This is a genomic window from Pseudoduganella sp. HUAS MS19 (assembly GCF_053615455.1).
Map to the genome: position 1 here is coordinate 2,911,525 of NZ_CM132133.1, position 12,571 is coordinate 2,924,095.

14 protein-coding genes are annotated in these 12,571 nt (G+C 64.3%); 8 read left to right on the forward strand and 6 right to left on the reverse strand.

Going from position 1 to position 12,571, the window contains the following annotated elements; genetic code table 11:
- Positions 1 to 21: 21 nt before the first annotated feature.
- Positions 22 to 765, forward strand: a complete 744-nt coding sequence (locus ACWBU6_RS13315; protein ID WP_452649254.1) for a YoaK family protein — start codon at positions 22 to 24, stop codon at positions 763 to 765.
- On the opposite strand, the gene ACWBU6_RS13320 is transcribed toward ACWBU6_RS13315, so the two are convergent.
- From ACWBU6_RS13320 to ACWBU6_RS13330, 3 genes are all read right to left on the reverse strand, one after another.
- Positions 762 to 1,166 carry a universal stress protein gene (locus tag ACWBU6_RS13320; RefSeq protein ID WP_452649255.1) on the reverse strand — a complete coding sequence of 135 codons (405 nt, stop codon included), beginning with the start codon at positions 1,164 to 1,166 and terminating at the stop codon, positions 762 to 764. The two genes, ACWBU6_RS13315 and ACWBU6_RS13320, sit on opposite strands and share 4 nt — an antisense overlap.
- Positions 1,167 to 1,224: 58 nt before the next feature.
- On the reverse strand, positions 1,225 to 1,635 hold the full coding sequence (locus ACWBU6_RS13325) for a DoxX family protein (protein WP_452649256.1): 411 nt from the start codon (positions 1,633 to 1,635) through the stop codon (positions 1,225 to 1,227).
- 98 nt (positions 1,636 to 1,733) lie between these two features.
- Complete coding sequence (locus ACWBU6_RS13330; RefSeq protein ID WP_452649257.1) at positions 1,734 to 2,189, reverse strand: bacteriohemerythrin; 456 nt, start codon at positions 2,187 to 2,189, stop codon at positions 1,734 to 1,736.
- Between the two features lie 79 nt (positions 2,190 to 2,268).
- Between ACWBU6_RS13330 and ACWBU6_RS13335 the strand changes: the two genes are divergently transcribed.
- Entirely contained in the window at positions 2,269 to 3,009 is a 741-nt protein-coding gene (locus tag ACWBU6_RS13335) for an SDR family oxidoreductase (RefSeq protein ID WP_452649258.1), read from the forward strand.
- Here ACWBU6_RS13335 and ACWBU6_RS13340 read toward each other — a convergent pair whose 3' ends face one another.
- On the reverse strand, positions 3,010 to 3,429 hold the full coding sequence (locus ACWBU6_RS13340; protein WP_452649259.1) for an NUDIX hydrolase: 420 nt from the start codon (positions 3,427 to 3,429) through the stop codon (positions 3,010 to 3,012).
- A 233-nt stretch (positions 3,430 to 3,662) separates the two neighbouring features.
- On the opposite strand from ACWBU6_RS13340, the gene ACWBU6_RS13345 reads away from it, so the two are divergent.
- The 4 genes from ACWBU6_RS13345 to ACWBU6_RS13360 are packed head-to-tail and all read left to right on the forward strand — an operon-like array spanning position 3,663 to position 8,651.
- Positions 3,663 to 4,913 carry a hypothetical protein gene (locus ACWBU6_RS13345; RefSeq protein WP_452649260.1) on the forward strand — a complete coding sequence of 417 codons (1,251 nt, stop codon included), beginning with the start codon at positions 3,663 to 3,665 and terminating at the stop codon, positions 4,911 to 4,913.
- Positions 4,914 to 4,927: 14 nt separating this feature from the next.
- Complete coding sequence (locus ACWBU6_RS13350; RefSeq protein WP_452649261.1) at positions 4,928 to 5,350, forward strand: phosphate ABC transporter substrate-binding protein; 423 nt, start codon at positions 4,928 to 4,930, stop codon at positions 5,348 to 5,350.
- A 1-nt stretch (position 5,351) separates the two neighbouring features.
- A complete protein-coding gene (locus ACWBU6_RS13355) occupies positions 5,352 to 7,997 on the forward strand; it encodes a bifunctional diguanylate cyclase/phosphodiesterase (protein WP_452649262.1) in 2,646 nt (881 codons plus the stop codon).
- Positions 7,998 to 8,015: 18 nt separating this feature from the next.
- A complete protein-coding gene (locus tag ACWBU6_RS13360; RefSeq protein ID WP_452649263.1) occupies positions 8,016 to 8,651 on the forward strand; it encodes an FABP family protein in 636 nt (211 codons plus the stop codon).
- Here ACWBU6_RS13360 and ACWBU6_RS13365 read toward each other — a convergent pair whose 3' ends face one another.
- Positions 8,652 to 9,839 (reverse strand): NnrS family protein, encoded by a 1,188-nt coding sequence (locus ACWBU6_RS13365; protein WP_452649264.1) that lies wholly within the window; start codon positions 9,837 to 9,839, stop codon positions 8,652 to 8,654. It abuts the gene before it with no gap.
- A gap of 93 nt (positions 9,840 to 9,932) precedes the next feature.
- Between ACWBU6_RS13365 and ACWBU6_RS13370 the strand changes: the two genes are divergently transcribed.
- Together ACWBU6_RS13370 and hmpA are read left to right on the forward strand one after the other, a co-directional pair.
- A complete protein-coding gene (locus ACWBU6_RS13370) occupies positions 9,933 to 10,397 on the forward strand; it encodes an RrF2 family transcriptional regulator (RefSeq protein ID WP_452649265.1) in 465 nt (154 codons plus the stop codon).
- 75 nt (positions 10,398 to 10,472) lie between these two features.
- On the forward strand, positions 10,473 to 11,654 hold the full coding sequence (gene hmpA / locus ACWBU6_RS13375; RefSeq protein WP_452649266.1) for an NO-inducible flavohemoprotein: 1,182 nt from the start codon (positions 10,473 to 10,475) through the stop codon (positions 11,652 to 11,654).
- A 21-nt stretch (positions 11,655 to 11,675) separates the two neighbouring features.
- Here the strand turns inward: hmpA and ACWBU6_RS13380 are convergent, their stop codons facing one another.
- Complete coding sequence (locus ACWBU6_RS13380; RefSeq protein ID WP_452649267.1) at positions 11,676 to 12,512, reverse strand: HDOD domain-containing protein; 837 nt, start codon at positions 12,510 to 12,512, stop codon at positions 11,676 to 11,678.
- Between the last annotated feature and the right edge of the window lie 59 nt (positions 12,513 to 12,571).

Below are 12,571 nucleotides of genomic sequence, written 5' to 3' on the forward strand. Positions count from 1 at the left end.
TTTGAGCCATGCCGGGGACCAATGCCGATCAATTATGTAAGACGCCTGACAGGGCGGCAGCGCGCCGCCCAGGCTAACCGCCACCTCGGCATCGCCCTGGCCTTCGTGGCCGGGGCGGCCAACGCCGGCGGCTTCCTCGCCGTCAAGCAGTACACCTCCCACATGACAGGCATCCTGTCGTCCGCCGCGGACGACATGGCGCTGGGCGCAGTCGACGCTGCCCTCGACTGCGCCGGCGCCTTGCTGGCCTTCCTCGCCGGCGCAGCCTGTTGCGCCGTCATGGTCAACTTTGCCCGCCGTCGCCAGCTTCACAGCGAGTTTGCCTTGCCGCTGCTGGTCGAAGCAGTGCTGCTGCTGGCCTTTGGCGTGATGGGAACGCGCCTGCAGGCGATCGACGTCATCGTGCTGCCGGCCACGGTGATGCTCCTGTGCTTCATGATGGGCTTGCAGAATGCCGTGATTACCAAGCTGTCCAACGCGGAAATCAGGACCACCCATATGACGGGCATCGTGACCGACCTTGGCATCGAGGCCGGCAAGGCGATGTACTGGAACCGCGACGACCAGGCCGTGCCGCGCGTGGCGGCCGACTGGAAGCGCGTACGGATTCTCGCTTCGCTGGTAACTTCCTTCTTTATTGGCGCGCTGGCAGGAGCATTCGGCTTCAAGGCCGTTGGTTTTGGCGCCGTGCTGCCGCTGGCCTGCGTGCTGCTGGCCTTGGCGGCAGTACCGATCTACGACGACCTGGTGGCCGTTCGCCGTTAGCCTTCTCGGAACACCAGGACCGGGATCCTGCTGTGCGTGAGCACCTTTTGCGTCTGGCTGCCCAGCATCAGGCTGGCCAGGCCGCCGCGGCCGCGCGATGCCATGGCGATCAGGTCGCAGCCGCGCTGCAAGGCGGTGGCGATGATGGCGGCATGCGGCTGGTCGCCATGCACTTGCAGCGTGGTGCAGTTGACATGCAAAGTCGTGGCCTGGCGCGCGATATCGGCCAGGATCATGTTTTCGATGGGCGCGGCGGCCAGGCTGGCCAGCGCCGGCTCTTCCGGCAGCACGTGGACTGCGGTAACGCGGGCGCCGCTTTCGCGGGCCATGCGCAGGGCGGCGTTCACTGCCAGTTGCGAAGCGGCGGAGCCGTCGCTTGGGATCAGAATGTGGCGAAACATCGGTTGCAAAATCTCCTCGTGCCGCAGTCTAAGTGCTCCGCCACCTGCCTGCAACCGATCAGGCGCTACGCAGTGCCGTGGCGCTGCGGCGGGCGTCCAGGCTCAGCTTGCCGGCGCCAAAAGCGGCGATCTGCAGCAGGCCGCCAGCCATCGCCAGGTTTTTCATCAAGTGGATCATCTGGTTCTGGTCGGCAATCGCGCTGTGGAAAATCAGGCCGGTCATGATCGAGAACGCGGCCAGGGCCAGTGCCACAGGACGGGTGTACAGGCCGGCTACCAGCAGCAGGCCGCCCACCACTTCGATGCCGATGGCGCCGGCCAGGGCGAGCTGCGGAAATGGCAGGCCCATGGCGCTGATGTAGCCGAGGGTGGCGCCCGGGTTGGCAATCTTGCCCAAGCCGCTGAGGACGAAAATGGCTGCCATCAGGATGCGGCCGATGAGTGGCAGGAAAGTGTTGTTGGCGTTCATGGATGACTCCTTCAATGAATGGGTGGTTGATGGAGTGATCTTATGCCGCAGAGATATATTCCGGAAGCCAATATATTCAGATGCAATGTATCGCTATTTTAGATGGATTGCTCCTGCAGCAATTGCGCCAGTTGCTGTCTTAATTTGGCGTTGGAAGGCTGGCTGTGCGGATGGCCGGCGTTTTCCACGGCCACGGCCAGCGGCAAGTCCATGGCGCTCAGGTGGCCGAGGAACCAGCGCGGCAGCCGCTCGAGCAGGGTGCGGGCGCCGCCGGGATCGGCCTGCGCAACGGGCAGCGCGTGCTGCAGCGCGGCCAGGGCCCGGCGATGCGCGGCGCGGTGTTCGTGGTCGGTGGGATAGTAAAGCTGGTCCATCAGCGCTTCTTCCTCGGCGAAATCGAGGACCAGGGCGTTGAGCAGTTCGGCGATGCGGGTCGGCAGCGAACCATCGTCGGCGTCGATGGTCGCGTGGATGCGTTGCAGCAGGGCGCGGTGCGATGCATCCATTTCGGCCACACCGGTTTCCAGCAGCGGGCTCCATTCGAGGCGTTGCATGGCGGTCTCCTTGTCAATCCCTCAAGTCTGGCCGGGAGCAGGCGCGGAATCCATGACCCAAATCAAATAGAATACGGCTATGGAAAAAATAGTGATCGTGACAGGCGCCAGCCGCGGCATTGGCGCTGCCATCGCGCGCCGGGCGGCAGCGGATGGCTGGGTGGTGGCCGTCAATTACCTGCGTGATGCGGATGCGGCGGCGCAGGTGGCGGCCGACATCGGGGCGGCCGGCGGCCGGGCGCTGGCGGTGCAGGCGGACGTGGCGTGCGATGAGGACATCGAGCGCCTGTTCGTGACGGTCGAACGCGAACTGGGCCCGGTGTCGGCACTGGTGAATAATGCCGGCATTACGGGCGGGCTGGGCATGTTTGCCGATACGGGAGCGGCGGCCGTGGAGCGGGTATTCCGCACCAATGTGCTGGGCCTGATGCAGGCCAGCCGCCGTGCGCTGGCGGCATTTCGCGCGCATGGGCAGGGCGGGGTGATCGTCAATATCAGCTCCACCGCGGCGACCGCGGGCAGTCCGAATGAATACGTGACTTATGCGGCCAGCAAGGCGGCGGTCGATACCTTCACCATGGGGCTTGGCAAGGAAGTTGCGCCCGAGGGCATCCGCGTGTGCGGCGTGGCGCCGGGGACGACGCAGACCGATATCCACGCCACTTCGGGCGACGCGGGACGGCCGGCCCGTGTGGCAGCGCGCATCCCGATGGGGCGCGTGGGCGAGCCGGAGGAAATTGCGGAAGCCGCGGTGTGGCTGATGTCGCCGGCGGCGCGCTATATTACCGGCACCACGATCCGTGTATCCGGCGGCGCCTGATCACCACGCGATCGACAGCAGCCGCGACGCCATGCGCGGCCAGCACAGGGAGCTCAGTTCATCGCGCGAGGCCCAGCGGAAGCCGTCCGCTTCCGGCGTCGGCTCGCCGGTGCGCTGGTGGGGGAAAAAGCTGGTGCAGCGCAGGTGGTCAAGGCTGCACAATTCGTCGCCGGCTTGCACTTTGAACAGATGCAGCCGCTTGTCGGGGCGGTAGCTGAATTGGCCCAGGTCTTCAAACCGCCCGGCATCGAAATCCAGCCCGGCTTCCTCGAGCAATTCGCGCCGCGCCGCCTCCAGCGGCGATTCGCCGGCGTCCTGCAGGCCTTTGGGAATATCCCAGCTGGCCGTGCCGGTGACATGGCATAACAGTACCTGGCGTGCGCTATTCAATACCAGGGTGCCGCATGAGACTTGCTGCATGTCCTTGTTTCCTTTGCTTTTCTACACATTTGAATATTTCCCAATTGATAGTAAGGATGCTCTAGGGAAATTTCTCGACAGATACAAAGCGCTGTTATAAAGTGTGAGAATTCAAAAAAAGCGCCGTTCGAGCGCCGCGTTTAACCAGTCCAATCCCACCTCCAGCGCGCACGCATGCCGGCATGGCAAGCGACGCTGGTTTATTGCCGACGTTTCTTGCCAAGAGTGCCATTATGCCAAAGCTGCACCAGACGCCTGTCCTGTTCGCCGTTGCCGCTGCACTGCTGGTGCAGCCTGCCGCGCACGCCGGGCACACGGCGCAGCAGGATGGCAGCTGGACTTTTGGTGGCTTCGGCACCCTGAGCGCCGTGCATTCGAGCGAGAAGCAGGCCGACTACGCGGCCAATCCCTTGACTCCCGGCGAGGCCGGCGCCACGCGCGACTGGAGCTATGCGGTCGATAGCCGCCTCGGCGCACAGCTTGGCTATAACAGCGGCGGCCACTGGTCGGCCGTGCTGCAGGTGGTGGCCGAGCGCAAGCTCACGCATTCGTGGACGCCGAAAGTCGAATGGGCCAATGTGCAATACCAGGTTTCGCCGGAACTGAGCCTGCGCCTTGGCCGCATTGCGCTGCCGCTGTTCCTGTCGGGCGACTACCGCAAGGCCAGCTACGCCTTGACTGCCGTGCGTACCCCGGTCGAACTGTATGGCGCGCTCCCGATCAGCAATAGCGACGGCATCGACGCCAGCTACCGCTGGACCTTCGGCAAGGTGAAGAACACCACGCAAGTGCTGTTTGGCGGCACCAGCGTGCCGCTGTCCGACGTCACCCGCGTCAAGGCGCGCAAGCTGGCTGGCATTTCCAGCACCAGCAGCGCCGGAGCGCTGACGGTGCGCGCCACCGCCATCCGGGCCGAGCTGGAAACGCCGCTGCTGCAAGAGCTGTTTTCCGCCATCCGCCAGTTCGGCCCGCAGGGCGAAGTGTTGGCACGCCGCTACGAACCGGACCGCAAGCGCGCCACGGTGTTCAGCATCGGCGCTTCGTATGACCCGGGCAATTGGTTCGTGATGGGGGAGATAGGGCGCGTCAATGCCCGCTCCATGCTGGGCGATAAGAGCGCCGGCTATGTCAGCGGCGGTTACCGCCTGGGCAGCTTCACGCCGTACGGCACCTTCAGCAAAGTGCTCGCAAACACCCCGAACCGGGTCGCCGGCCTGGACTTGGCCACGTTGCCGCCGCCCTATGTGCCGCAGGCCCAGCGCCTGAACGCGGAACTGAATGGCTTGCTCAGCATGATTGCGCAACAGGACAGCACCAGCCTTGGCCTGCGCTGGGATGCCACCGGCAATGCCGCCGTCAAGCTGCAGTTCGACCATGTGCGCCCGCGCAGCGGCACCAGCGGCACGTTGTCGAACATCCAGCCCGGCTATCGTTATGGGCGCAGCTTCGGCGTGTTCAGCGCCTCGCTGGACTTCGTGTTCTGATGGGGGAGGTCCACATGATGCGGAAGCTCCTTTGCTGCCTGCTATGGGCGCTGCTCGCCGGCGCCGCCGCCGCTGCCGACCTGGTGGTGGTGGTTTCGGCGCGCAGCCCCATCACGGCCCTGCGCGCTGAGCAGGTGGCCGATATCTTCCTTTCCGAAGCGACGCGCTTTCCCGATGGCGGCGAGGTGGTGGCGCTTGACCTGCCGATCGGCTCTCCGCTGCGCGACGACTTCTACCTGAAAGTAGCCAACCGCAGCCCGGCGCTGATGAAGGCCTATTGGACCAAGAAGATTTTCACCGGGCGCGGCCAGCCGCCGCGCGAACTGCCCACCAGCCAGGCGGTGCGCCGCCTGGTGGCCGATAACCCAACCCTGATCGGCTACATCGAGCGCGGTGCGCTCGATGCCAGCGTGCGTCCGGTCCTGGTGGTGCATTGATATGAAACGCTGGCTGCGCATGTGCCTTGAGACGCAAGTCTCGCTGCCCCTGTTCACCATCGTCCTGTTGGCGGTGGTGTGGGGAACGACGCTGCATTTCATCGACAGCGAGGCTGCCGCTTCGCGTGAGCTGGCCGCCGAATCGGCCAGCGAACTGGTCGCGACCTATGAAGCGCAGGTGGCGCGCAGTATCAACGGCATCGAGCAAACCCTGCAGGTGCTGAAGTATAGTGCCGAGAGCCAGGGTGCGCTTGGCGCCTTGCCGGAGCTGCAAGCGCACGGCCTGCTGCCATCGGGCCTGGTTTTCATTGTCAGCATTGTCGACGCCCACGGCAATACGGTTGCCAGCAATCCTGCCGCGCAGCAGATCAATGTCGGGAAACAGGAGTACTTCAGCTTCCACCAGCAGCACCGCAGTAATTACACCTTCATCTCGCAGGCGATGCGCGACGAGGCAAACCAGGACTGGCACTTGCATTTCACGCGCCGCCTGGACGACAAGCGCGGGGAATTTGCCGGCGTAGTGATCGTGGAAGTCGATCCGGCTTATTTCACCAGTGGCTATGAACGCAGCCGCCTGGGCGAGCAAGGCATGCTTGGCCTGGTCGGGGACGACGGCGTGGTGCGCGCGCGGCGCGTCGGCGACAAGGTGTCTTTCGGACAGAAACTGGACCTGGCGGCGCTGCAGGCGCGCCGTGGCGTCGCCGTGGCCAGCAAGATCGACGGCATCAGGCGATACACGGAGGTGCGCCAGCTGGCCGGACTGCGCCTGACCGCGATGGTGGGCCTGTCGGAACAGGAGCAGATGGCCGGCTTTGCGGCCCAGCGCCGCCAGTTGCTGTGGGAAGCCGGCGTCGCCAGTGCGGTGCTGATCCTCCTGGCGGCCCTGGTCTGGGCGTGCGTATGGCAGGGGGCCAAGGCGCGCCGGCGCATCCGCCGCGCGCAGGAAACCTATGCCGCCGCGTCCGAATCGAATATGGATGCCTTCTTCGTGCTGCGCGCTATCCGCAGCAAGGAAGGCGTGGTAGTGGACTTCAAGTTCTCCGCAGTCAATTCGCGCGCGGAGGAACTGACTGGCCGCAGCCGCACCGAACTGCGCGCGCAAACCTTGTGCGGCTGGATGCCCGCTGCGCGCCATAATGGCATGTTCGAGCGCCTTGCGCAGGTCACCATGAACGGCGGCGTGCACCAGGAAGAAGGGCCGAACCAGGTGCCGCAGTTGCAGGCCGAATGGCTGCACTGGCAGGTGGTTGGCGTGGAGGGCGGCGTGGTGGCGATCGTGCGCGATATCACGGAGCGCAAGCGCGCCGAGGAACGCATCTACCACATGGCTCACCACGACACCCTGACCGGGCTGCCGAACCGCAGCCTGATCTGCGACCGCCTGCAGCAATCGATCGCCCATGCGGAGCGTAACAGCGAATCGGTGCTGGTGGCCTTCATCGACCTCGACAGCTTCAAGCTGGTCAACGACACGCTGGGCCACAACGCCGGCGACGAGCTGTTGAAGGAAGTGGCGTGCCGCATGGTCGGCTGCGTGCGCCGCGAAGACACCGTGGGCCGCTTGGGCGGCGATGAATTCGTACTGGTGCTGCCGCACGTGAACGGCAACCCGCAGGTGCTGGTGCCGCTGCTGAACAAGATCCTGGAATCGGTGGTGCAGCCGATCATGCTGGATGGGCAGAAAATGCAGGTCAGCTGCTCGATCGGCGTTGCCGTCTACCCGCGCGATGGCCGCGACGCCGACACGCTGATGATGCATGCCGACGCGGCGATGTACCGCGCCAAGGACAGCGGCAAGAACAACTGCCAGTTCTACACCCGTGAGATGAATGCCGGCCTGGAAGAAAAGCTGGCGCTGACGGAAGGCTTGCGCAAGGCGCTGGAAGAGCAGCAGCTGTCGCTGGCCTACCAGCCCAAGGTGAACCTTGAATCGGGACGCATGTTCGGCGTTGAGGCATTGCTGCGCTGGCAGCATCCCCAGCGTGGCGCCGTGTCGCCGGCCCAGTTCATCCCCCTGGCGGAAGAGCATGGCCTGATCATCCCGATCGGCGAATGGGCCTTGCGCGAAGCTTGCCGCCAGGCGTGCGCCTGGCAGGACGCCGGCTTGCCGCCGCTGGTGGTATCGGTGAATGTGTCGGCGCGCCAGTTCGATGACCCGCGCCTGGTCGAGCGCGTGGCCGCGGCCCTCGAGTGGAGCGGCCTGGAGGCGCAGTGGCTGGAGCTGGAGGTCACCGAGAGCATGATCATGCGCGACACCGCGCAATCGGTGGCCAAGATGCGCCAGCTCGAGGCGATGGGCATTACGCTGGCCATCGACGATTTCGGCACCGGCTATTCCAGCCTTGCCGCATTGAAGTCCTTCCCGATCAGCCGCCTGAAGATCGACCAGAGCTTCGTGCGCGACCTGGTCGCCAACCCGGACGACCAGGCCATCACCTGCGCCATCATCTCGCTGTCGCACCAGCTCGACATGCGGGTGATCGCGGAAGGCGTGGAGACGGAACAGCAGCGCAGCTTCCTGCAGCAGCACGGCTGCGACGAGATGCAGGGCTATCTGTTCAGCCGTCCGGTGCCGCCGCAGGAGATTACCGCCATGCTGCTCGGCGCAGAAGCCGGCGCCGCGGTTACAATGCTTGCTCCCTGATTAATGAGCAAGCATTCAATGAGTGAATATAGCAACGACATCTACACCGAACCTTCCAGCATCGACATGAACACGCTGGACAACCTTGGCCCGCTGACCGCCATGGCCGGCATCTGGGAGGGCCAGCGCGGCCTTGATATCAAGCCAAAGGCGGACGGGCCGCGCAAGCAAGCCTATGTCGAGCGCATCGAACTGCAGCCGATCGACCCGGTGACCAACGGGCCGCAACTGTTCTACGGCCTGCGCTACGTCCTGATCGTCAACAAGCCCGACAACATCAAGACCTATCACGAACAGGTCGGCTACTGGCTGTGGGAACCGGCCACCAATACCGTGATCCAGACCCTGGCCATTCCACGCGGCCAGATCGCCATGGCGTCCGGTACCGCGGCGCCGGATGCCAGGAGCTTCGAACTGGTGGCCCGGCGCGAGCAGGATACTTACGGCATCTGCTCCAATCCCTTCCTGGAATTCGGCTTCAAGACCACCGAGTACCGCATCAAGGTCACCATCAACGATGACGGCAGCTGGGGTTACGAAGAAGATACCGTCATGCTCTTGCGCGGCAAGGAGTCGGAACCATTCCACCACGTCGACCGCAATGTGCTGCACAAGGTGGCCGAGCCGACGCCAAATCCGCTGGCACGCGGCTGATCATCCTTCCCGCCCGTCGATGCGCCCCTGGCTCAGGTAAGGCGCATACACCAAAAGGTAGAGCAGGAAGGCGGCCGACCAGGCCAGTGTCGAGCCCAGCAACAGGATGTCACGCAGTGCTGCGGGAACGATATTGGCGCACAAGCGGGCCAGCGCGCCGGCTTGCAGCAGAAGATACATTGCGCTTTCGGCCCGTCCGGCCCGCAGCATGCGGCCGGTGTGGCCCAGCGCGGTTCGGGTGATCATGCCAAGGATCAGGCCCGACATGCCGCCGACAGCCAGAGCGTGAAAGGCGCTGCTGGAGGAACCGATGCCCAGCGCCGCAAAACCCAGCAGCACCAGGCCGGCCACGATCCAGGCGTAGGCCAGGTGCAGGATCCACAACAAGGGCACGCGCACCGTGGCGAATGGCGCCCAGCCGGCCAGGCGGATGGCATTGAGCGCCGCCGCCGCAAAAGCCACCGCTGCCACCACAAAGCCCGGCAGGCCGGAAACCCAGGCCAGCGCAGTGGCCAGGAGCAGGGCGATGCTGGCCTTCTCACGCCATGCCACGGTAACGGGCTGGCTGCCTGGCGCGCCGTTTCGGGTAAACATCGGGATCACGCGGCCGCCGATGACTGCCTCCAGGACCGTGATCATCATGATCGCGCCATGCACGGGAGTCAGCGGGGACAGCGAAATCCAGCCGTTGGCCGCGCCATGGAACAGCAGGTTGGCCACCGACAGCAAAGCCAGGATGCCGCAGATAGGGTAATTGCGTTTGCTCTGTGCCAGATATAGCACGCGGCCGAACGCTACTGCGCACAGCGGCAGGAACAGGCCATCGATCATCAGCGCCGGCACGCCGGGCGCCAGCAGCATGGCTACGCGTCCGGCGATCCACAGCGCGGCCAGGCCGGCAAGCTGTCCGCCTGCCGGCGTCTGCAGGTTGGTCCAGTTGCGCCCTGCAGTAAACAAAAAACCGACGATCACTGCGCCGCCGAAACCGAACACCATTTCGTGCATATGCCACAGTATGCTGGCCGCAGGCAGGGCTGGCAGCATGCCCTTGTACGCCAACAGCCACAGTGGAACCGACAGCATTGCCAGGGCTGCCGCCAGCAAGTAGAACGGGCGGAACCCCAGTCGCAGCAGGGGATGCGGTTGTCCGGCTGGCGCGGGTTCAGTGGGAATATGGATGCTGCGCATGGCGGGCCTCATGTTCTTAAGATGTATAATGAATGCTACATTAGGGCTAGAGCCAAAGCAATATTCCGAATGCATCTTTATATGACGTAGATCATGAGACTGACATCCTTCACCGACTACACCCTGCGTTCGCTGATGTACCTCGGCATGAACCGCGACAAGCTGGTCACGATCCAGGAAATCGCCGACCTGCACGACATCTCCAAAAACCACCTGACCAAGGTGATCCACCAGCTAGGCGCCAGCGGCCTGGTGGAAACCGTGCGCGGCCGGCATGGCGGCCTGCGCCTGAACCGGGAACCGGAAGAGATCAATATCGGCGAAGTGGTGCGCGACAGCGAGTCCGACTTCTACATCGCCGAATGCTTCGAAGCCGAACCTGGCCACTGCGCCTTCCTGCGCGATTGCGCACTGAAACGCAAGCTGGGCGAAGCCACGGAAGCCTTCCTCCATGTCCTCGATGGCATGACCCTGGCCGATATCCTGCCCGGCCCGCACGGCGGCAAGGGCGCCAAGGGCGGAGAACAAACCGTGCTCCTGCGTAAAATGCGCATTTGATCTGCATCTTTATTGACGCAGTTTAAGATAAACATGTATTATGAGTGCATGTTTATCCGAGAAGGAGCCATACCCATGCTGTCCGCCGAACACCGTGCCATCGTCAGCGCCACCGTTCCAATCCTGGAGCAAGGCGGCGAAGCCCTGACCCGCCACTTCTACCAGACCCTGTTTACCGACTTCCCGCAGGTGAAACCGTTCTTCAACCAGGCCCACCAGCACAGCGGCGAGCAGCAGCGCGCCCTGGCCAACGGCATCCTGATGTACGCCAGGCATATCGAGCGCCTGGAAGCACTGGGCCCGCTGGTAAACACCATCGTCACCAAGCACGTGGCGCTGCAGATCCAGCCGGAACACTACCCGATGGTCGGGGCCAGCCTGCTGAAAGCCATCCGCGAGGTGCTCGGTGCTGAAACCGCAACCGACGCGGTGCTGGAGGCATGGGGCGCGGCGTACGGCCAACTGGCCGGGATCCTGATCGGCGCCGAAGGCAAGACTTATGAAGCGGCCGCGGCCGCGCCAGGCGGCTGGATGGGGGCGCGCCAGTTCGCCGTGGCCGCCAAGCGGGTGGAAAGTGATGAAATCACCAGTTTCGTGTTCCGTCCGGTCGACGGGCAGCCGGTGCTGGGCTTCACGCCAGGCCAGTACATCGGCATCCGCGTCGTCGTGGATGGCGAAGAGCAGCGCCGCCAGTATTCGCTGTCCGCTGCGCCGAACGGCCAGACCTACCAGATCAGCGTCAAGCGCGAAGAGGGCGGCAAGGTGTCGGGCTTCCTGCACGCGAACCTGAAGGAGGGCGATAGCGTGGACCTGTTCCCGCCGACCGGCGCCTTCACGCTGGCCGAAGGCAGCCGCCCGATCGTGCTCATCTCCGGCGGCGTCGGCATCACGCCGACCCTGGCCATGCTGGAGCAGGCGCTGGGAACCGGGCGGGAAATCCGCTTCATCCACGCAGCCCGCCATGGCGGCGTGCACGCCTTCCGCGACCATGTCGACGGCCTGGCCAAACGCCACCCGCAACTGAAGCGCCACTACATCTATGCGGAGGAGCGCGACGGCCAGCCGGGTGCCGATGCAATCGGCCTGCTTGGCAACAAGGAACTGGGCGAATGGCTGCCGCCATCGCGCGACGTCGACGCTTATTTCCTCGGCCCGCTGCCGTTCATGCAGGCCGTGAAGCGCAGCCTGCGCGAACTGGGCGTGCCGGAAGCGCAGACCTATTTCGAGTTCTTCGGCCCGGCCAAGGCGCTCGACTAAAGGTGCATTGCAGCTGCCGGTTCAGACCAGCAGCGCTGCATTCATGGCGGAAGCATCGGCTTCCGCTTCCTCAAGCATCTGCTCGCGCTTTTCGGCATCGATGAACAGATCCATCACGGAATCTTCGTGTGGCGGCTGTTGTTGTTCCGGGGCCAATGGCGAGGCGACCGGCGCGAAATGGTTGGCCAGCAGCAGCGTGTCGAGCAGGGTGTCGGGCGGGATTTGCAGCATGCCGCTGCGCAGGCTCTCGATCGCTTCCGCCACTTCGGCCGGAATGCCCAGTTTCTTCAGCACTTCGCGCGTGATGATTTCCTCGCTCGCGGTCTGCCAGTTCTCTGGATCGGGTTCGAGCAGACCGGGGAACTCATCGGCGCGCGACAGCAGGTAAAAACTGCCCACTTCATGCACGATGGCCGCGAACAGGGCGGTGTCCGGATTCACGCCGGTGACTTCGCGCGCAATGATGCGCGCCAGGCAGGCGACGTGGATGGTGTGCTGCCAGAGCTGCTCGGCCTTGGCGCGCAGCCCCGGATCGGAGATCTTGCTGCCGAAGGCGCGCACCACCATGGCTGCCGCCAGTGCGTACAGGTTGTGATAACCCACGCGCATGATGGCGTTGCGGACGTTGGTGATATCCGGCCCGCCAGTCCGGTTGAACATGGCGGAGTTGGACAGCGAGACGGTGCGCGCGGCCAGCTGCGGCTCGGCCAGCACCAGCTTGATGGCATCTTCCATCGGGCAGTCCGGATCGTCCAGGGCGAGCTGTACTCGCAGGGCGGCATTAACGCTGGTAGGAAACACGAGGTCTCCGCGGATCGCCAGCGCGGCGACGTGTCCGAAGGCTTCCAGTTTATTCATGCCGAAAATTATACGGCCCCATGGACCATAGTGCCAAATGCAAGTCGGGGTCAGCTCCG